This window comes from Mesorhizobium sp. M7A.F.Ca.AU.002.02.1.1 (genome assembly GCF_003998535.1).
Taxonomy (GTDB): Bacteria; Pseudomonadota; Alphaproteobacteria; order Rhizobiales; family Rhizobiaceae; genus Mesorhizobium; species Mesorhizobium ciceri.
In genome coordinates, this window is record NZ_RZPB01000027.1 from 1 (window position 1) to 19,807 (window position 19,807).

The window sequence follows — 19,807 nt, forward strand, 5'->3', positions numbered from 1 at the left end:
GGGTACGGAACGGGTGGCGGTGCTCATCTCTCGGCCCCTCAGAACTGGTAGCGACGCAGGCGCGTCTGGACGAGAAAGAGATAGACGCAGACGCCGCCGAGGATGATCAGGAACATCATCGTGGCGATCGCCGCGCCCATATTGGGGTCGCCGACCTGCAGCTGGAAGCCGAAGAAGGCGCGGTAGAGGAAAGTGCCGAGAATATCGGTCGAATAGTTCGGCCCGGCGAGCGCGCCTTGCGCGGTGTAGATCAGGTCGAAGGCGTTGAAATTGCCGACGAAGGTGAGGATCGAGATGATGCCGATCGACGGCAGGATCAGCGGCAGCTTGATCTTCCAGAACTGCGCCAGGCCGGTGATGCCATCGCATTCGGCGGCCTCGATCACCTCTTCGGGGATCGACAGCAGGGCGGCGTAGATCAGCATCATCGGGATGCCGACGAACTGCCACACCGAAATCAGGCTGAGTGCGGTGAGCGCATATTGTTCCTTGCCGAGCCATGGCGTGAACAGGCTTTTCAGGCCGACGAGATCCATCAGATGCGGCGCTACGCCCCACAACGGGGACAGGATCAGCTTCCAGGCGAAACCGACGATGACGAAGGACAGGATGGTCGGCACGAAGATCGCCGTGCGGTAGAAGGCCGCGAACCTCAGTCTCGGGCTGGACAGAAGCGCGGCCAGCATGACGCCGATCGGGTTCTGCACCAGCATGTGGATGATAAAGAACCAGGTGTTGTTCCTCAGCGCGTTCCAGAAACCCACCGACCAGTTGGGATCGCCGAACAGCATGCGGAAGTTTTCCAGCCCGACGAAGACCTGGTGCTGCTCGATGTTGCGGAACAGCGAGAGCTGCAGCGTGCCGGCGAGCGGCAGGATCATGATTGCCGTGTAGACAAGCACCGCCGGCGCCAGGAAGACGCCTATATGCCAGCGGAACGGTCTTTTCGGTCTGATATCTGCGGCCATGAGTTCGGTCCCCGCCGTCTCTCGGTTCCAAAGGGTATCGATCTAGATGATGCCTCGATGCACGGCCCGACCATTCCTGCCGATGCGGCAGGAACAAAGGCCTGCGACTGATCAGCTAGCCTTCCCCGAAGAGAGGGTAAGGCCGGGAGGCGGTGCCGACAATCGCAATCTGAATAGGCGCACTTTGAATGAGGTAGTCCGGAACCGGCCAGGCGTGCGCCGGCCGGTTCCATTACCTGAGCTCTTACTTGGCCGGATGGTACCAGCTGTCGAGGCCGGTCTGCAGCTTCTTGGCCGCCGCTTCCGGCGTATCGGTGCCGTTGATGACGTTGGCCGATTCAACCCAGGTCTCGTTCTCGAGGTTCGGCGTGCCGCGCGACAGGATCTGGTAGGTCGAGCGGATCGTCGACTTGCACTTGCCGCGCCAGGAGACGAATTCCTGCGCCAGCGGGTCTTCCATCTTCACCGGCGAGGAGTTCAGGCTGAAGAAGCCCGGCAGTGCGTTGGCGTAGATGGTGGCGAAATCCGGCGAGGCGACCCAGGACAGGAAGGTCTTGGCCGCATCGGCGTTCTTCGAAGCCGCATTCAGGCCCATGCCGATATCGGTATGGTCGGAGATGTAGCAGGTGTCGCCGGCCTTCTCGACCGGCGGCGGGAAGGCGCCCATCTTGAACTGCGCCTGGGTGTTGAACAGGCCGATCTCCCACGAGCCGGCCGGGTAGATGGCGGCGCGGCCGAGCGTGAACAGGTTCTGGCTGTCCGGATAGGTCTGCGCCTCGAAGCCATCGCCGAGATAAGGCTTCCACTTGGCCAGTTCCTCATACGGCGCGACCCAGTCCTTGTCGGTCAGCTTCTGATCGCCCTTGATCAGCGCCGCGCGGCCGTCCTCGCCCTTCCAGTAGTTGGGGCCGATGTTCTGGTAGCCCATGGTCGCGGCTTCCCAGAGATCCTTGGTGCCCATCGCCATCGGGATGTAGGTGCCGTCGGCCTTGATCTTGTCGAGCGCGGCGAAGAACTCGTCGCGGGTCTCCGGCACCTTGATGCCGAGCTTGTCAAAGGCGTCCTTGTTGTAGATGAAGCCGTGGATGACCGAAGCCATCGGCACGCAGAAGCTCGCCTTGCCGTCGTCGGTCTGCCAGGCGGACTTGGCCACCGGCGAAAAGTTCTCCATGCCGGGCAGCGCCGAGAGATCGGCAAGGTTGCCCTTCTTGAACAGCTCAAGCGACTTGTCGAACGGGCGGCAGGTGATCAGGTCGCCCGCCGAGCCGGCGGCGAGCTTGGCGCCGAGCGCGGCGTCATATTCGGTCGGAGCCGACGGTGCGAACACGACCTTGATGCCCGGGTTCTTGGCTTCGAAAGCCGGGATCAGCTTGTCCTTCCAGATGGCAAGGTCGTCGCCGCGCCAGCTTTCGATGTTGAGCGTTACGTCGTCGGCGTGAGCCAACCCGGCCGAGCCGAGAATGCTGGTGCCCAAAAGCAGTGCCGTCAGTAGTTTCGTTGTCATGCTCAGTCTCCCTGTTGACCTTTTTCAGGTTCGGTTTTGATGAGAACAGAGGCTTTTGAGCCCTTGCTCCCCTCTATAGCGGAAAGGGCCGGCCGCAACTTCTGGCCGGCCTCTTCCAGTATCTTCTGCGCCGCGTCAGTGCTGTCGGCGCCGGCGGCGAGCAGAATGGCGGTCTTGACCGCGCCGCCGCTCTTTTCGAGCAGGCGGGCCGCTTCGTCCGTGCCGCGGCCGCTGACGGCGGCGACGATACGCGCCGCGCGGTCGCGCAGCTTGATGTTGTCGGCCATGAGATTGACCATGTAGCCGTCATGCACATGGCCGAGATGGATGGCGGTCAGCGTCGACAGCATGTTGAGCGCGATCTTCTGGGCAGTGCCGGCGCCCATGCGCGTGGAGCCGGCGATCAGTTCCGGCGGCGTTTCGAGCAGGATGGCGGTTTGTGCCTGGCGCAGCAGCGCAGAGTCCCTGTTGTTGGCGATGCCGATGGTGGCAGCGCCGCGGCGGGCAGCCTCCTCGATGGCCCGCACGGCATAGGGCGTCGTGCCGCTGGCGGAAATGGCGATCAGGCAGTCGCCCTTGCCGAGGCCGGCCTCGGCGACCGCTGCCGCGGCTTCCTCGGTATCGTCTTCCGGCCCGCCGGCCAGCGTGCGGAAAGCGTCGTCGCCGCCGGCGATCAGGATGGCGATGCGGTCGCGGTGAATGCCGAAGGTGCCCGGCAGCTCCAGCGCATCGGCCAGTGCCATCAGGCCTGAGCTGCCGGCCGCGGCGTAGGCAAGCTTGCCCCCGCTCTTCAGCCTGCCGGCGATGATCTCGGCGGCCCTGGCGATGGATGGAATGGCATGGCGCACCACCTTGGCGGCTTCGATCTGCGCATCGGCCAAATAGGAAAGGATGGCGTCCGGAGGCTGGATATCCAGCCCCTCGGCATTTTTGTGAAGCGCTTCGGTGCGCGTTTCGGCCATCCCGGTTCCTCCAATACCAGAACAATACCAAAAAAATACCACTTGTCCACACGCATTAACGAATTCGCGGGCCGGAAATCGCTGAGCCGCCGAAATAGGCAGATTCTTCAATAAAATACGGCTTAAACTTTTTGAAACGGAAATTAATCCTTGGCTATTGGTATTTTATTGGTATTATCCGCCCGGAGGAGAAATCAACGTGAATTTCGTGCTCGGAATCGATGGCGGCGGCACCAGCTGCAGGGCCGCCCTGGCAACGGCGGACGGCACGGTGATCGGCCGCGCCAAAAGCGGCGCCGCCAACATCCGCACCGACCTGACCGGCGCCCGCTCGAACATCGTCGAGGCCGCCAGGCAGGCGTTCCTCGTCGCCGGGCAGGATCCGGAACTGATCCCGCGAACGCCCGCAATTCTCGGCCTTGCCGGCGCCAATGTCGGCACCTACCGGCAGCAGCTCGAGGCGATCCTGCCATTCAGCATCAGCCGCGTCGAGACCGACGCCGAAATCGCGCTGGAAGGCGCTGTCGGCGCCGGTGACGGCGCCATGGCGATCCTCGGCACCGGCACCGCCTATATGGCGCGCAGACAAGGCAAATCGCGCGCCATCGGCGGCTGGGGCTTCCAGGTTGGCGACCAGGGCAGCGGCGCCCGTATCGGCCGCGACCTGCTCGAACAGACACTGCTTGCCTATGACGGCGTCCGCGCGGGCTCGCCGCTGACGCAGAGCATGCTGGCCGTCTTCCGCAACAACCCGGAGGATGTCGTCGAATTCACCACCAATGCCAAGCCCGGCGATTTCGGCGGCTTCGCACCCAAGGTGTTCGAACACGCCGAGAAGGGCGACAGCGTCGCCAACTGGATCCTCGACAGGGTGGTTGCCGATGTCGAAGCCTCGCTCGGCGCGCTCGATCTCGCCGACGACGCGCCGCTGTGCCTCCTCGGCGGGCTGGCGCCGCTCTACGCGCCGCGCCTGTCTGCCCGCTACCGGGCGCTGCTGAAGCCGCCGCTCGACGACGCGCTGGGCGGCGCGGTGCAGATGGCGGTTCGCCTTTTCGCCGGACACGCGAAGGCAACTCGATGAGCGAGGCCGCCGACCAGATCTTCGCCACGCTGAAACATCAGGCGCAAAGCGGCGCGCCGCTTTATCTGCAGCTGCGCAAGAGCATCGAGGACGCGGTCAACCGCGGCCTGATCGGGCCGGGCGACGCGCTGCCCTCCGAGCGCGACATCGCCACCAAGGCCGATATTTCGCGGGTCACCGTGCGCAAGGCGGTGCAGGACCTGGTCAAGGGCGGCATCCTGGTGCAGCGCCACGGCTCCGGCACCTTCGTGGCGCCGCGCATGGAGCGTGTCGAACAGTCGCTGTCGCGGCTGACCTCGTTTACCGAGGACATGGCGCGGCGCGGCATGGTGGTGCGTTCGGCATGGCTCGACCGCGGCCTTTACGCACCTTCGCCCGACGAAATGATGGTGCTCGGCCTGTCGTCGAACGAACTGGTGGCGCGCGTGGCGCGCCTGCGCATTGCCAACGACACGCCGCTGGCGATCGAGCGGGCCTCGCTGTCGGCCAGCGTGTTGCCCGACCCGGCCGACATAGGCTCCTCGCTCTATGCCGCGCTGGAATTGACCGGCAATCGGCCGGTGCGGGCGGTGCAGCGCATTTCCGCCGCCAATCTCGGCGACAGCGACGCGCGCCTGCTCGAGGTGCCGCCAGGCATTGCCGGCCTGCACATCGAACGCATTTCCTATCTGGCGAGCGGCAAGGTGATCGAATTCACCCGCTCTATCTACCGGGGCGACGCCTATGATTTCGTCGCCGAACTGCGGCTGACAGGGCCGAGCGAAGAGGGCCGACCATGAGCACGACAGAGCCGACCATGTCGACAGAGATGACCCATATGCGGCGCGAGATCGAGGAGGTCCCGCAGGCCGTCGCCCGCCTGCTCGACGGCTCCGGCGCCGTGCTGACCGAAGCCGGGCGCGGCATCCGTGAACGCGACCCGCAGTTCGTCGTCACCGTGGCGCGCGGCTCGTCCGACCATGCCGCCACCTTCATGAAATACGCCGTCGAGCTGACCGCGGGCCTGGCCGTCGCATCGGTCGGGCCGTCGATCGCCTCGATCTATGGCCGCAAGCTCAGGCTCGCCGGCTCGGCCTGTCTGGCGATCTCGCAGTCGGGCAAGAGCCCCGACATCGTCGCCATGGCCGAAACCGCGCGGGCGGGAGGCGCGCTGACCGTCGCCATCACCAACACCGCCGATTCGCCGCTGGCGCGTGCCTCGGACTATGCGATCGACATCCTGGCCGGCCCCGAGCGCAGCGTCGCGGCGACCAAGACCTTCATCAATTCGGCCGTCGCCGGCCTCGCTCTGATGGCGCATGCCACCGGCGACGATGCGCTGCTGGCGGCGCTTGCCCGCCTGCCGGAGCATTTCGGCAAGGCGATCGCCTGCGACTGGATGAGCGTGATCTCTGAGACGATCGAGAAGCAGAAGTCGTTGTTCATCCTCGGCCGCGGACCGTCGGCGGCGATGGCCAATGAGGCTGCGCTGAAATTCAAGGAGACCTGCGGCATGCATGCGGAAGCCTACAGCGCCGCCGAGGTCATGCACGGCCCGCTGGCGCTGGTCGGCCCTGATTTTCCGGTGCTGGCGCTGGCCGCGCGCGACGCGTCCGAACCGTCGATTGCCGAGGCCGCCGACAGCCTGGCGGCCAAGGGCGCGCCGGTGTTCGTCACCTCGGCACTTGCCCAACGCGCCGTGCGCCTGCCGCATGTCGCCACAGGCCATCCACTGACCGATCCGCTGACGCTGATCGTCTCCTTCTACATGTTCGTCGAGGCGTTTGCCCGCCATCGCGGTCTCGACCCGGACACGCCGCGCAATCTTCGCAAGGTGACGGAGACCGTATGAGCAATCGCTTTGCCCTGACTGGCGCCCGGATTTTCGACGGCGACGATTGGCATGAAGGCCACGCGCTGGTCGTGCGCGACGGTCTCGTCGAGGCCATTTTGCCCACGGGCGCCGTCCCCTCGGACATCGCCCTCGTCGACGCCGGTGACGGCCTGCTGGTGCCGGGCTTCGTGGACCTGCAGGTCAATGGCGGCGGCGGCGTCATGCTCAACGACCATCCCGATGTCGCTTCCATCGAGACCATCTGCCGCGCCCACGCGCCCTTCGGCACGACGGCGCTGCTGCCGACGCTGATCACCGACACGCCTGCAATCACGGCCGCCGCTGTCGCCGCCGGCGAGGCGGCGGCGCGCCAGAAGGTGCCTGGCTTTCTCGGGCTGCATCTCGAAGGCCCGCATTTGTCGGTCGCCCGCAAGGGCGCGCATGATCCGGCGCTGATCCGGCCGATGACGGATGCCGACCAGGCGATGCTGATCGCGGCGCGGCAAAAGCTGCCGGTGCTGCTGACCACCATCGCGCCCGAATCCGTCGAGCCGGCTCGCGTCGCGGCGCTGACTAAGGCCGGCGTCATCGTCAGCCTTGGCCATTCCGACACCGGCTACGCCACCGCCAGCGCCTTTGCCGCGGCGGGCGCCTCGATGGTTACCCACCTGTTCAATGCGATGAGCCAGATCGGCAATCGCGAGCCTGGCCTGGCGGGCGCCGCCATCGACATCGGCGCCTTGTCGGCCGGTCTCATCGCCGACGGCATCCATGTCGATCCGGCCACCATCAAGATCGCACTGCGCGCCAAGCAGGGGCCGGCCAGGATCGTTCTGGTCACCGACGCCATGGCGACAATCGGCACCGACATGACGTCGTTCACGCTCAACGGCCGTACCGTCTATCGCAGGCATGGCAGCCTGCGGCTCGGCGACGGAACGCTGGCGGGCGCCGATCTCGACATGATCTCGGCCATTCGTTTCACCCACCGCGTCATCGGGGTCGAGCTTTCCGAGGCCTTGCGCATGGCTTCGCTCTATCCGGCGCAAGCAATCGGCCAGTCGCACCGGCTTGGCCGATTCGCCAACGGCACGGCTGCGGATATTGTCGCGCTGTCGGACGATCTCGACCCGAAGGGCGTCTGGATCGGCGGCGAAAAGGTTTTTGGAGCCGGCTACGGCACTGCGCATTGATATCGGCTGTCGTCGTGAAACCTTTTGATTTTGAGGTCGTTGTCGGAGCGTATGTCCGAGGCGAAACCCAAATTGAAACAGGCCGACGGCATCAAACCGCGCGGTGCCTTGAAGCCGCGACAGCAAGCGCCGCGTGACCACAGGCCGCGCCAAGAGGATCTGCGCGAAAAAAAACCGCCGACTGCCGAAGCTGCCCCCGAGGTCGACGGCCAGCCGGGACCGCCACCGGAGGCTGTCGAGCCGGATCCGCAACTGACGCCCGAAGAAGCCGAGCAGGCGCGCCGGAAATACCTGCTGCGGCGTTTCTGGATCAGCGGGCGCGGCTACTGGGCCAGGCGGGGCGATGGGCTTGCCTGGCCGCTCACGATCGGGCTGTTGATCCTGATCTGCGTCAATGTCGGCTTTCAATACGGGATCAACGTCTGGAACCGCTCCTTCTTCGACGCCATCGAGCAACGCAACGTCCACACCGTTTATGTGCTTAGCGCCATATTCCTGCCGCTCGTCGCTGGAAGCGCGGGCCTTGTGGTCGCGCAGGTCTATCTGCGCATGACGATCCAGCGCCGCTGGCGTTCCTGGCTGACCACCGCCGTCATCGCACGCTGGCTTGCCAATGGCCGCTACTACCAGTTGAATCTCGTCGCCGGCGACCACTCGAACCCCGAAGCCCGCCTCACGGAGGATCTGCGGATCGCCACCGAGTCACCGGTCGATTTCATCTCCGGCGTCCTCAATGCGTTCCTGTCGGCCTCGACCTTCATCGTGGTGCTGTGGACGATCGGCGGCGCGCTCACTTTGCCGATCGGTGGCGAAAACCTGACCATTCCCGGCTTCCTCGTCATCACCGCAGTCATCTATGCCGCCATCACCTCCACGTCGATGGTGGTCATCGGCCGGCATTTCGTCCGCCTCTCCGAGCAGAAGAACCAGGCGGAAGCCGAATTCCGCTACACGCTGACGCGGGTACGCGAAAACGGCGAGAGCATCGCATTGCTCGGCGGCGAGGAGGAGGAGCGCAGCGGCATCGACAGGAATTTCGGTCATGTGCTCAGGCAATGGGCGCTGCTGACGGGCCAGCACATGCGCACGGCGCTGGTGTCGCAGGGGTCGAGCCTGTTTGCGCCGGTCGTGCCGGTCCTGCTTTGCGCGCCGAAATTCCTCGAAGGCTCGATGTCGCTCGGACAGGTGATGCAGGCTGCCTCCGCCTTCGCCATCGTGCAGGGCGCGTTCGGATGGCTGGTCGACAACTACCCGCGTCTTGCCGACTGGAACGCCTCGGCGCGACGCATCGCCTCGCTGATGATGTCGCTCGACGGGCTCGAGCGTGCGGAGCAGAGCGACGCGCTCGGACGCATCCAGCACGGCGAAACCGAAGACGGTGCGATGCTCAGCCTCGACGATCTCTCCGTCACGCTCGACGACGGCACCTCCGTGGTCAAGGAAACCGAGGTTGCGATCGAACCGGGCGAGCGTGTGCTGGTGGCTGGCGAATCCGGCTCGGGCAAGTCGACGCTGGTGCGGGCCGTTGCCGGCCTGTGGCCATGGGGCGGCGGCAGCGTCAATTTTCATGCCGACAGGCGACTGTTCATGCTGCCGCAACGCCCCTACATCCCCTCGGGCACGCTTCGCCGCGCGGTCGCCTATCCCGCGGCCGCGGACAAGTGGACGATCAAACAGATCAAGGCCGCCCTGGACAAGGTCGGCTTGGCCTATCTTGCCGAAAGGATCAAGGAAGAAGCGCCATGGGACCAGACGCTGTCGGGCGGCGAAAAGCAGCGTCTCGCTTTCGCGCGCCTGCTGCTGCACCGCCCCGATATCGTCGTGCTGGATGAAGCAACCTCGGCGCTCGACGAGAAGAGCCAGGACGCCATGATGGCGACGGTGATCCGCGAATTGCCCGATGTCACCATCATCAGCGTGGCGCACCGTGCCGAGCTGGAAGCCTTCCACAGCCGCAAGATCACCCTCGAACGGCGGGAGGGCGGCGCCAAGCTTGTCAGCGACATCAACCTCGTGCCGCGCAAGCGCAACCTGCTGAAGCGCGCCTTGTGGGGCTCCGGCAGTCGGGTCGAAAGGGCGCGCAAGGAGTAAGGCGCCGCTGCCCCGGGCACCGCGCAACTATGATGCGTATATGTCCTTGTAGGTGTCGCGCAGCAGGTTCTTCTGTACCTTGCCCATGGTGTTGCGCGGCAGTTCATCGACGAAGATCACCCGCTTCGGATGCTTGTATTTCGCCACCCGTCCGGCGATGGCACCGAGAATTTCGGCGCCGGTGATCCGCGAAGACGGCGCCCGCACGACGATGGCGGTGACGCCTTCGCCGAAATCCGGATGGGCAACGCCGATGACGGCGCTTTCGCTAACCCCGTCGAGCGCATCGATCTCGCTTTCGAGTTCCTTCGGATAGATATTGTAGCCGCCCGATATGATCAGGTCCTTGCCGCGGCCGACGATGTGGACGTAACCGTCGGCGTCGATCGTGCCGAGATCGCCGGTGATGAAAAAACCGCCGGCGCGGAATTCCGCCTTGGTCTTCTCCGGCATGCGCCAATAGCCGCCGAAGACGTTTGGGCCCTTCACCTCGATCATGCCGACCTCGCCCTGCGCAAGCGCTGCGCCACTGTCTGGATCGGCGATGCGAAGCGTGACGCCGGGCAAGGGCAAACCGACGGTCCCGGCGCGCCGCTCGCCCTCATAGGGGTTCGAGGTGTTCATGTTGGTCTCGGTCATGCCGTAGCGTTCGAGGATCGCGTGGCCGGTGCGCTCGCGCCAGGCCTTGTGCGTCTCGGCCAGCAGCGGAGCCGACCCGGAAATGAACACACGGATGTTTTTCGCCGCCTCATGGTCCAGCCCCTCATCCTGCAGCAGGCGCACGTAGAAGGTCGGCACCCCCATCAAGGCCGTGGCACGCGGCAGCAGCGAGACGATGCGGGCCGGATCGAACTTCTGCTCGAACAGCATCGAGGCGCCGGCCATCAGGACGACGTTGGTGGCGACGAACAGGCCGTGCGTGTGGAAGATCGGCAATGCGTGGATCAGCACGTCGTCTCCGGTGAAACGCCAGTGCTCGACCAGCACGCGCGCGTTCGAAGCAAGGTTCTCGTGGCTGAGCATGGCGCCTTTCGAACGACCGGTGGTTCCCGACGTGTAGAGGATTGCCGCGAGGTCATCCGGCCCGCGCGCCACGTCATGAAAATCCGTCGGCAGCCGCGAGGCCTGCTCGGTCAGCGATCCCCGGCCATCGCGGCCGAGCGTGGCGGTGACGGCGCCCGTCTTTTCCGCCAGCGCGCCGATGTCGGCCGCTCTTGCCGGATCGCAGACGACCAGGCGTGGTTCCGCGTCGCCGAAGAAATACTCCAGCTCAGCCAGCGTGTAGGCGGTGTTGAGCGGCAGGAAGACGGCGCCGGCGCGCAGGCAGGCGAGATAGAGCATGACCGCTTCCGGGCTCTTCTCGACCTGCACGGCAACGCGGTCACCGGGCTCGACATCCAGTTGCAGGAGCGCATGCGCAAGCTGCGCCGAGCGGGCCAGCATATCGCCATAGGTGATCGAGCGGCCATCATCGGTTTCCATCAGCAAGCGCGCTGGCGCCGGCATCCGGGACCGGAACGCATCGAACAGATGATTGCTCATGAAGACTTCCCTGGGGTGCTGCGGCGCTGAGCATGCGCCTGTCGCGGCATGCCTCGGCGGCGAGAGTTCGCGGTTCTTGGCCGCGCCGTCAAGCCCGCCGACAGCGGTTCACGCCGGCCGCGCCGACGCAGGTTGCGTGCAAGAAACGAGCACAAGAGACCCGCCAGGAAACGACTGCTATCGCCGAGCGCGTTTGCCGGCGATTTCTTTCGTTTCCTCGTCCTGCTCGAAGCGCTTCATGCACATGGCCGCAGTCAACCGGTAGTGGTTGAGCAGGGCCTCGACGGCACCGTCGGCATTGCCGTCGAGGGCACATTCGGCGATCAGACGATGCTCGCCGAAATCGTCGCGCTGGACGCCTTCGCCATCATTGGCCATTTGCCGGTAGCGATAGGCGTGATCGGAGAGCTGGTCGCAAAAGCCCACCAGCCATTGCGACCGGCAGGCCGAAATCAGCACCCTGTGGAAGATGCGATGCAGCCTCTCCCAATCGGGATTGAGCGAGAAGAGATTCTGCGGTGCCAGACGTGACGCGCGTCCCAGGCGATGCAGCGCCAGCACGAGCTGTTCTTCCCATTCGGCGGTGCGGTGGGTGATGGATTCGCGAAGCGCTCGCTCCTCGAGCCAGCAGCGGGTGCGCGTCAGCTCCTCGAGTTCCGAGGCGCTGACCGGCATGATGAAGAAGCCGCGCTGGTCGTGCCGGCCGAGAAGCCCTTCCGAGGCGAGGCGATTGAGGGCTTCGCGGACAGGCGAGGCGCCGGCTCCATATTTGGAGACCACCCACTCGACCCGCAGCTTGCTCTCGGCTTCAAGGACACCGCCGAGAAGATCGTCCCGCAATTGCTGATAGACCGTAGTGGCAAGCGTGCTCTTCGGTCCGGCAGCGTCGTCGTTCAGATTGGCAGCTCCGTATGTCAAAGCGACTCCTTGTCCCCAGGACTTGTCCCGGGCGATCCGAAAGCATTCGCCTTCTCGTACTTGTACCATACAGGGCGAAGATTCGCCTGCTCAAGCAGAAGATCACGTTATTGTACTTTAGCACAAAGGAATATGCGGCATTTCGGAGTTCAATGCTGTAATTCCGCGCTTTTTCACAACCTGCGGGCACTTAACATGTTTTGTATGCACGCAGGAGAACCTGTTCTTTTTGTTCTTTTGTATTCGTGCGAGATCAACTGTCTGCTTTGGGCATAGACGACGGAGCTGAAAACCGAATCAGGCAATCGCTCACATCCGATGCCGTTGCCCCAAAAGCTTCACAAACCCGCCCGGCACCAGAACCTTAGCCGGCATGCAGGGCTGACGCGGGAACACTGCTGGTCAATCGGCTGCCTTATCGGCTGCCGTCCTGATCGCCTGGATGTTCTGCCGATAAGCCTCGACGCTGCCGCCTTTGAAGATGGCGGCGCCCGCCACCAGCACGTCGGCGCCGGCAGCGGTGACCAGCGGCGCGGTTTCGGCTGAAACACCGCCGTCGATCTCGATTCGGATTGGCCGGCCTCCGATGAGGGCCTTGACCCGCTTCACCTTGTCGACGATCGCTGGGATGAAGGCCTGGCCGCCGAAGCCCGGATTGACGGTCATGATCAGGATCAGGTCGAGCCGGTCGAGCACGTATTCGACCACGCTTTCCGGCGTCGCCGGATTGAGCGACACACCGGCCTTCTTGCCAAGATTCCTGATGGTCTGCAGCGAGCGGTCAAGATGCGGGCCGGCCTCGGCATGGACGGTCAAACCGTCGCAGCCGGCCTCGGCGAAAGCGGCCAGATAGGGGTCGGCCGGGGCAATCATCAGATGGCAGTCGAAGAAGGCCTTGGTGCGGTTGCGGATCGCCTTGATCACTGGCGGGCCAAAGGTGATGTTGGGCACGAAATGCCCGTCCATAACATCGAGATGTATCCAGTCGGCGCCGGCTGCCGCTACCGCTTCGACCTCATCGCCGAGTTTGGAAAAATCCGATGCCAGCACCGATGGTGCAATCAGGGTCTTTCTGCTCATGGATGCGGCCTTTCCGAGTGTCCTTCTCGTTGGCCACCCTATCGACTGCCTAATGCGCCGCAGCCGACTTGTCGAGGGTGCAGGCGCGGTCGATGCGCAGGCTGGGACGCGTGCCGTTATCCGCGATCATGCTGCGGCCAATTCCCGCTTGTCCCCACAGCCGCGAAGAAAAACCCGCCGGATTGCTCCGGCGGGGTTTCTGGTCTCGTGTCGAGCAGGTGGTTATTGCTGCTGGAGCTTCAGGATTCTGTCTGGAACCTGGTCCTGCCGCTGTTCGACCTGCGGCCTGCGCCTGCAGCACCTGCTGCAGCAGCAGGCCGGGGTTCAGCTCCAGCGACGGTTGTCCGCGGACCGCCCGGCAGTTCGGGTAGCGCCCGATCGTGCCTTCCGGGCAGCGCCTCCTGATGATCGGCTGGCACTGGCCATCGATCATCTGCGAGCCCGGTGCGCATTCCACCTCCTGCCTGCGGCATGCGCCGTTGATCACCTCGGTGCCGCGCGGGCAGACACATTCGCCGCGCTTGTTGTGGACCTGGCCGCGTACGTCGCACTGCTCCTGCGTCGGCTGCTTGCGCCGGCAGGCATTGCCCCGCACCTCGGTACCCCTCGGGCAGACACAATTGCCGTCGGCGTCGTGGACCTGGCCACGGATGGTGCACTGGTCAGGCCTTGGCCGGATCGGGCGGCAGGCGCCGTTTCTGACCTCGTTGCCTTGCGGGCAGACGCAGTCTCCGTCCGCGTCGTGGACCTGGCCACGGATGATGCACTGCTCAGGCTTCGGCCGGATCGGACGGCAGGCGCCATTGCGCACCTCGGTCCCTCGCGGGCAGACACAGTCTCCATCGGCATCGTGGACCTGGCCACGGATCGTGCACTGCTCCGGCTTTGGCTGGATCGGGCGGCAGGCATTGCCCCTGATCTCGGTTCCCCTGGGGCAAACACAATCGCCATCCGCATTGTGGACCTGGCCACGGATAGTGCACTGCTCGGGCTTGTCGGTCCTGACGCACCTGCCGTTCTCGAGCCCGGTTCCGCGTGGGCAGACGCAGCGTCCGTCCTCGGTGCGGATCTGGCCCTCGAGCAGCACACAGCGTTTCGGCTGTTCCGGCTTCGGCACGATACCACCGCCCGGCGAGCACTGGCCGTTGCGGTAGGTGGTGCCTTCGGGGCAAACGCAGCGGCCGGCATCGTTCATGACGAAGCCTTGCGAGCATTCCTTCCTCGTCTCCTGGCTAATGGTGAAGGGATGGCAGGCATAGGCCTTGCCGCGATCGCCCTGCACATTGGTCTGATCGCCGCCAAGCACGTCGCCACCGCCCTGCACCCGTGTGTCGGGAGACAGCACGCCGACGCAATTCTGGCCGCTGACATTGCCCTGCAGATTGGCCAGGCGGCCGTCGTCGGGAATGACCACGGTGACATGGTGTACCCGGCTTTCGCCGGCGCCGAGCGTCAGGTTGGCAATGCAGGACGCAGGCAAGGTTGCCGGTTCCGGCGAGCAGCCGAAGGGCGGATCGATCGAGGTGATCTCAACGCCTTCCAGCCTGCCGAGCCCCTCCACGCCGATCGCATCGCCGATGCGGACCGGCCCGGAGAAGGCGGTCGCTCCGTCATTGATGATGGTGATCTCGAACGAGCAGGGTTGGCCGAGCCTGCATTCGCGGTCGCCGGTCTTTTCGACACGGATGGTCGAAGAACCGCCGCCCTTGGCGCAGGCCTGGCCAAAGGGATAGACGACGTCGTCGCCCGGCGCAGGCCCATAGGAGCCGCGCGCGCAGTTTTCGAACGCGCCATTCGCCGAGACCGTCACGTCGAAGTGGCGGCTGGTTCCAGGTGTCATGACGGCACCGGGAATCTGGCACGACAGCGCATTGGCCGGAACCGGTCCGCACGCCCATTCCGCGCCGTCGGGGGTGACGGTCTGGATCTGGACGGGCGCGCCGCCGGCCACCAGCGTGGCGGCATCGTTGACCCGCACCGGACCGGTGGGGGCAGCGGTGCCAAGGCTGGTGACGGTGATGCGGCAAGAGACGACCGCGGCACCGGCGAGCGAGCCGTTGCACACCTTGGTGATGCGCAGGGTCGGCTTGCCGCCATTGGGATGACGGAAGCGTTCCTTGGCGCAGGCCTTGTTGTTGGTGAGGTCGTTTTCCCCGGGGATGGGCTTCACCTCAGCGCAATTCTCGACAGTGTCCGACTGGTAGCCGGCCGGCATGACCGCCTTCACGAAGATCGGCGTCGAGGCGCCCGCAGGCAGCGAGATGCCGGCATTGTCGCAACGGAACTGGCCGGGGCCGTTCGGTCCGCATGTCCAGGGCGGGTTCGGGCCGAAGGTCGAGGACGACGGCGCGCCGCCGGGATAATTGTCGATGACCGTCAGCGGTCCATTGTAGGTGGCGCTGCCGTTGTTGATGATGTCGATCACGAAGGTGCAGATGCCGTCGGCCGAGCAGACCGGGACGCGGGCACGCTTCTTCAGGATCAGGTCGACCTTCTTCTCCACCGGCGGCCGGCAGTCGCGGTCACGGTCGCCGCGCCGGCAGATCGGGATCGAGGCACAGCCGCGATCGTTCGACTGGCTGCCGAACAGCGGCTTGCCGCTGGCGCCATAATTGTAGGTGGCGCAGTTGCGTAAAGCACCGCCTTGCCAGCCTCCGGCCGGCTTGAAGCCGAGCTTGAGGTCGACGGAGGCCCCCGGATTGAGCGTGGTCACCGGATAGGTGCAGGTCATCGGGGTGGTTCCGGGTACGCAGACCCAAGGTGGATTTGGCCCTGAATCGAGCGTCGAGCCGGCCGGCAGCGTCACCTCGTCGAGCACGATCTTGCCGTGGTAGGCTCCGGTGCCGACATTGGTGACCCTGATGGTGAAGTCGCAGCCGCCGCCCATCGTGCAACGCGTCACGTCGGCGCGTTTCTCGACCTTGAGGTCCGGCTCCTTGTCCCTGGGCGGGCACCTCTGGTCACGCGGGATGACGATGTCGATCGTCTGCGTGCAGCACAGGCCCCAGCCTTCCTTCGGACCGGCATAGGTTTCGATGCCGGTGACGATGAGGTGGATGACGTCGCCGGGCGAGGCACCGACGATCTTCCAGTTGAGCACACCGCCGCCCGCCGGCACCAATTGGGTATCGGGGATGATGTTGATGCCGGGCGTGCTCGTCGACACCTGCACCCACTTGCCGCCCATCTCCGGGCCGACCGGCATGTGATAGATGAAGGCGCCGCCGCCGGGCACGCAGTCGACCGTACCGCGTTCCACCTTGAAGCATTCCTTGCCGGGAGGTGGCGGTGGCGGATTGCACTTGGTGACGTCGATCTTGATCGAGGTCTTCACGCCGGTCTTGAAGTCACCGTCGTCGGGCTTGCTCGGATCCTGCGATGGGATGATGGTCCCGGTGCCCGGTCCGGCCGTCACCTTGATCATGCCCTGGTTGTCGACGATCGTCGGCGCGGGAAATGCCGCACGATCGATCTTGGCCGTGATCGCGAAGTTGATCACACGCTCGTTGGCAGCGCCGACGCCGTCGACATCGGACGTGGAGATGCGGAAATCGGAAACCGTGGCAGTATCGTTCGGATTTGCCGAAGTGCTGATCGTTGCACCCGGCAGTGGTCCGCCGGACGAATCCGTGCCGTCGCCGGACACGTTGACGTTGATGATCGCAAGGCCGTGCGGAAGCTGGTCCTTGAAGTCGATCCTGACCTTCTTCAGCCTGGCCTCGAGGCTCGGGTCGGCAAGGCCCTGCGGATCGCCGCGCAAGCCGAAGCTCAGCGAGTAGACGACGTAATCGCAGCCTCTTTGAACGCCTGTCTTGGTGAAGAAAGGCACCACCTGGTCAGGCCTCGGAGTGACGACGCGCGAACTGTCGAGATCGAGCTTCAGCTCCGGGGTGATCGAGGCAGCGTCTTCTGCAAAGCCTTGCACCGGGGTGAACGTGGCGACCGCGATACCGGCCGCCATCAGCCAGCGCGCGCCGCGCCTGGCGTATGACAGGGGTTTCATGATCGTCTCCATGACGGTTGTTTGGGCGTTCGTTGCGAGCGGGGAGAGTGCGAGATTTTTCATCTTCCCCTCCTCAACGTTCGCAGCTGGCGGCTGGGGTTCTGAGCGGCAAAGTCATCTTGCAGCAAGGGTAATAGCCACCCTTGTCCTTGTCGGACTTCCTGTAGAAGCAGAGCCCGACATCGACTGTGTCGCCCGGATAGTGGCCGGTGATGTCGATCGTGTAGGGCTTGCCGGGCGCATGCGACTGGGATGATGTCACCCCGACGCCTGGCGTCCTGGACTGGACCTTGATCGAATCGCCGCCGAAGCCGGCATGGTCATGGAGATAGAGATCGGCCTCGAGGCCGGAAGGCGTGCAGTAATACTGGACGTCGTCGACGTCGAGACATGGAGGCAGGTTGCCGGGTGGTGGGAAATCCGGCGGGTAGAAGGGGGGCAGGTAGCCGCCCGGGATTTCCTCGTAATAGCCGGCGCGGCCCTCGCAAGGGTGCCAGACGGCAACATCGCCGACATGGCCCTCGACCTCCGGGTCTTCGAAATAACCGTCGAAGTCGACGAACCATGAGCCGAAGGGCGGCACATTGGCCGGCTTGACCAGCTCTTTCGGCGTGATCTGCACACCGTGTACGGCCAGCGGCCCGCCGGCTGCGAGCTGTTCGGCGAGTGAAGGATTGTCGCGCAGCTTGTCGCCCGTGTTGACCAGCGTCTGCGTGCAGACGGAGCTGTCGAGATTGCCGTCGGCATCATAGCCATATTGCAGATCAAGACCGCCGGCCGACTGCCGGTTGCCTTGGGGGAAGCCGACCGCATATTCCTGCGGCACTTCGACCCAGACCGATTCCGTTTCCGGATCGTCCGGGTTCTCCCGGAAGTAGCGGATGACCTCGCCTTTACCGGAATCGGCGAACTGGCCGTAATCGTAACGGTTTTCGACCGGACCGCGCTGGGCCAGGTACATGAAGCCGCTGTTGTCGAAGGCGATGTCGGTGACGGCGTAGTCCTTGTCGGCCCTGACCGTCAGTTCCCAGCGCGGGTCACCGGCAAAACTGCCGTCGCGGGCGATGCCCACCGACCAGATTTCCGACTTTTCGCCGACCGAATAGTAGAGCCGGCCGCCATGGTAGGAGACACCCCAGACGCGGCGCTCGTCCTGCGTGTAGCCCCAGCTGTCGGGGTCTTCGCTATCGAAGGCGGCACCTTGTATGTCCATCACCGAACCATCGTCGGCGACGGGAGCGAGCCCATGCGTGGGCCGGCCGGCAACGCCGTGATCGAAGCTGTCGATCAGTCTGCCTTCGGCGTCGATGCGATGGATCAGGCCGGTGTCGAGATCGGACGCAAAGAACTCGCGGTGAGTGGCGTCGAAAGTGAGATTGCCGATGCCGGGACCGCTGTTGGTGTCGATGTCGGCGAATTTGGAGACCTGGCCGGTGATGCCGTCGATCTTCCAGACGGTGCCCGGCCCGCCACCGTTTTCGGTGCCGAACTGGCCATCCATGAAGGTGGCGCCGGCAGCGCCGCGGCGCTGCCTCTCGGGGCGGCCGTCATCGTCGGCATCCGGGGTGACGATACGGATGCCGTGCAGCGAGGTGGCGCCGGCATAGAGATTGGGAATGCCCGATGGAACGCCGTCGCGCACGCCGTCATCATAGGTGACGCCGAACACCTGGCCGATCTGCTCCGCCGTCACCTCGAAGGGCGGCGGCGTGTTGACCAGCTGGCCGGAGGCTGGGCCGCCCAGATGCGAAACGTCGAACACGCGCAAGGTGGCGCGCGTGGGGTCGATGAAGGTTTCGTCGACCGGATCGACGCCGGGCGGCAGGCCCTCTTTTTCGGAATCAGGGGGGTCGAAATTGGGAATGATGGTGCCGGAGAATCCGGTCACCGCCATCGAGCCGGGATAGATGATCCGGGTTTCCTGCGCCTGCGCGGCGCCCAGCCACAGGCCGAGTGCCAGCGCCAGCAACCCGCCTGGATGCACAGCACGGCGCAAGCCGCCATCAAGAGACGACACGAACGAGCCGCGGATGCGAGACATGACACTACCCCCCGTAGTCGACGGGAGAACGTCGGGGCTGGCCGCGCAAATCAGGGCAAGGCGCGGCGGTCCGGCTCGTTCTTCCCTGATCGAATTGTCTGCTTTCCTCAAGACGACGATACGCCTGGTCTTACGCAGGGTCAACGGAATCAGCGGAAAGCCCAGCGCATCGACCCCGTCCCGAAGGCGGTGGTCGCGCCGAGCTCCTGTTGTTCCCGGAGACCGCAGAGCCTCTGGGTTATTGGTCATGGGGGCTTCCTTTCCGGGCCGCACCATGCGGCACCTAGAGATCAGTCGCGGGCGGAGATGGAAAGGTTCATGGAAGGCCTGCGCAGAATGCTTGCGCGCGATGCCGCCTGTTCTTATATACGCGCCAAGCCGTTCGGCGCCGGAATGCCGGTTGCCGGAACGGGATTTCTTGTGAACAGGGGCTTTCGTCGGAACGCCTGTACGGGTCCTGAGAGCCTGCTTAGCGGAGAGACTAGAGAAATGGCAAAAGTAATCGGTATCGATCTCGGCACCACCAACTCCTGCATCGCCATCATGGATGGCAAGGAGCCCAAGGTAATCGAGAATGCGGAAGGCGCGCGCACGACGCCTTCCATCGTCTG

At 64.7% G+C, this 19,807-nt stretch carries 13 protein-coding genes and 1 pseudogene; 6 read left to right on the plus strand and 8 right to left on the minus strand.

Annotated elements, in window-relative coordinates; genetic code table 11:
• Positions 1-38 precede the first annotated feature (38 nt).
• From EN879_RS03515 to EN879_RS03525, 3 genes are all read right to left on the minus strand, one after another.
• Positions 39-968 (minus strand): sugar ABC transporter permease, encoded by a 930-nt coding sequence (locus EN879_RS03515; protein ID WP_013528573.1) that lies wholly within the window; start codon positions 966-968, stop codon positions 39-41.
• Between the two features lie 244 nt (positions 969-1,212).
• Complete coding sequence (locus tag EN879_RS03520; RefSeq protein ID WP_013528574.1) at positions 1,213-2,472, minus strand: ABC transporter substrate-binding protein; 1,260 nt, start codon at positions 2,470-2,472, stop codon at positions 1,213-1,215.
• A 2-nt stretch (positions 2,473-2,474) separates the two neighbouring features.
• Positions 2,475-3,434: an N-acetylmuramic acid 6-phosphate etherase gene (locus tag EN879_RS03525; protein WP_027161162.1), complete on the minus strand. Its 960-nt coding sequence runs from the start codon at positions 3,432-3,434 to the stop codon at positions 2,475-2,477.
• Between the two features lie 199 nt (positions 3,435-3,633).
• Between EN879_RS03525 and EN879_RS03530 the strand changes: the two genes are divergently transcribed.
• Genes EN879_RS03530 through EN879_RS03550 form a run of 5 tightly spaced genes read left to right on the plus strand, consistent with a single transcriptional unit; the run spans position 3,634 to position 9,612 of the window.
• Complete coding sequence (locus EN879_RS03530) at positions 3,634-4,515, plus strand: N-acetylglucosamine kinase (protein ID WP_063169683.1); 882 nt, start codon at positions 3,634-3,636, stop codon at positions 4,513-4,515.
• Positions 4,512-5,294, plus strand: a complete 783-nt coding sequence (locus EN879_RS03535; protein WP_063169682.1) for a GntR family transcriptional regulator — start codon at positions 4,512-4,514, stop codon at positions 5,292-5,294. Before EN879_RS03530 ends, EN879_RS03535 begins: the two co-directional genes overlap by 4 nt.
• Before the next feature lie 17 nt (positions 5,295-5,311).
• Complete coding sequence (locus tag EN879_RS03540) at positions 5,312-6,346, plus strand: SIS domain-containing protein (protein WP_063170416.1); 1,035 nt, start codon at positions 5,312-5,314, stop codon at positions 6,344-6,346.
• Complete coding sequence (nagA, locus tag EN879_RS03545; RefSeq protein ID WP_063169681.1) at positions 6,343-7,521, plus strand: N-acetylglucosamine-6-phosphate deacetylase; 1,179 nt, start codon at positions 6,343-6,345, stop codon at positions 7,519-7,521. The genes EN879_RS03540 and nagA overlap by 4 nt, the downstream gene beginning before the upstream one ends.
• A gap of 51 nt (positions 7,522-7,572) precedes the next feature.
• Positions 7,573-9,612, plus strand: a complete 2,040-nt coding sequence (locus EN879_RS03550; RefSeq protein WP_063169680.1) for an ABC transporter ATP-binding protein/permease — start codon at positions 7,573-7,575, stop codon at positions 9,610-9,612.
• 27 nt (positions 9,613-9,639) lie between these two features.
• Here the strand turns inward: EN879_RS03550 and EN879_RS03555 are convergent, their stop codons facing one another.
• The 5 genes and pseudogenes from EN879_RS03555 to EN879_RS03575 form a co-directional block, all read right to left on the minus strand.
• Complete coding sequence (locus EN879_RS03555; protein ID WP_127273950.1) at positions 9,640-11,154, minus strand: malonyl-CoA synthase; 1,515 nt, start codon at positions 11,152-11,154, stop codon at positions 9,640-9,642.
• Between the two features lie 177 nt (positions 11,155-11,331).
• Positions 11,332-12,072 carry a GntR family transcriptional regulator gene (locus EN879_RS03560; protein ID WP_024502152.1) on the minus strand — a complete coding sequence of 247 codons (741 nt, stop codon included), beginning with the start codon at positions 12,070-12,072 and terminating at the stop codon, positions 11,332-11,334.
• A 402-nt stretch (positions 12,073-12,474) separates the two neighbouring features.
• Positions 12,475-13,152: a ribulose-phosphate 3-epimerase gene (gene rpe / locus EN879_RS03565; RefSeq protein WP_063169678.1), complete on the minus strand. Its 678-nt coding sequence runs from the start codon at positions 13,150-13,152 to the stop codon at positions 12,475-12,477.
• A gap of 222 nt (positions 13,153-13,374) precedes the next feature.
• Positions 13,375-17,218, minus strand: a pseudogene (locus EN879_RS03570) (hypothetical protein).
• 10 nt (positions 17,219-17,228) lie between these two features.
• Positions 17,229-19,472: a hypothetical protein gene (locus tag EN879_RS03575; RefSeq protein WP_063169677.1), complete on the minus strand. Its 2,244-nt coding sequence runs from the start codon at positions 19,470-19,472 to the stop codon at positions 17,229-17,231.
• A 117-nt stretch (positions 19,473-19,589) separates the two neighbouring features.
• Between EN879_RS03575 and EN879_RS39720 the strand changes: the two genes are divergently transcribed.
• Positions 19,590-19,807 (plus strand): Hsp70 family protein (locus tag EN879_RS39720; protein ID WP_245493790.1); only part of this gene is annotated, 218 nt, incomplete at its 3' end.

Coding starts and splice junctions, on each gene's coding strand:
- EN879_RS03555 (WP_127273950.1), bottom strand. CDS start 11,154: ATGAGCAATCATCTGTTCGATGCGTTCCGGTCCCGGATGCCGGCGCCA.
- EN879_RS03540 (WP_063170416.1), top strand. CDS start 5,312: ATGTCGACAGAGATGACCCATATGCGGCGCGAGATCGAGGAGGTCCCG.
- EN879_RS03535 (WP_063169682.1), top strand. CDS start 4,512: ATGAGCGAGGCCGCCGACCAGATCTTCGCCACGCTGAAACATCAGGCG.
- EN879_RS03520 (WP_013528574.1), bottom strand. CDS start 2,472: ATGACAACGAAACTACTGACGGCACTGCTTTTGGGCACCAGCATTCTC.
- EN879_RS03575 (WP_063169677.1), bottom strand. CDS start 19,472: ATGGTGCGGCCCGGAAAGGAAGCCCCCATGACCAATAACCCAGAGGCT.
- EN879_RS03515 (WP_013528573.1), bottom strand. CDS start 968: ATGGCCGCAGATATCAGACCGAAAAGACCGTTCCGCTGGCATATAGGC.
- EN879_RS03550 (WP_063169680.1), top strand. CDS start 7,573: ATGTCCGAGGCGAAACCCAAATTGAAACAGGCCGACGGCATCAAACCG.
- EN879_RS03525 (WP_027161162.1), bottom strand. CDS start 3,434: ATGGCCGAAACGCGCACCGAAGCGCTTCACAAAAATGCCGAGGGGCTG.
- nagA (WP_063169681.1), top strand. CDS start 6,343: ATGAGCAATCGCTTTGCCCTGACTGGCGCCCGGATTTTCGACGGCGAC.
- rpe (WP_063169678.1), bottom strand. CDS start 13,152: ATGAGCAGAAAGACCCTGATTGCACCATCGGTGCTGGCATCGGATTTT.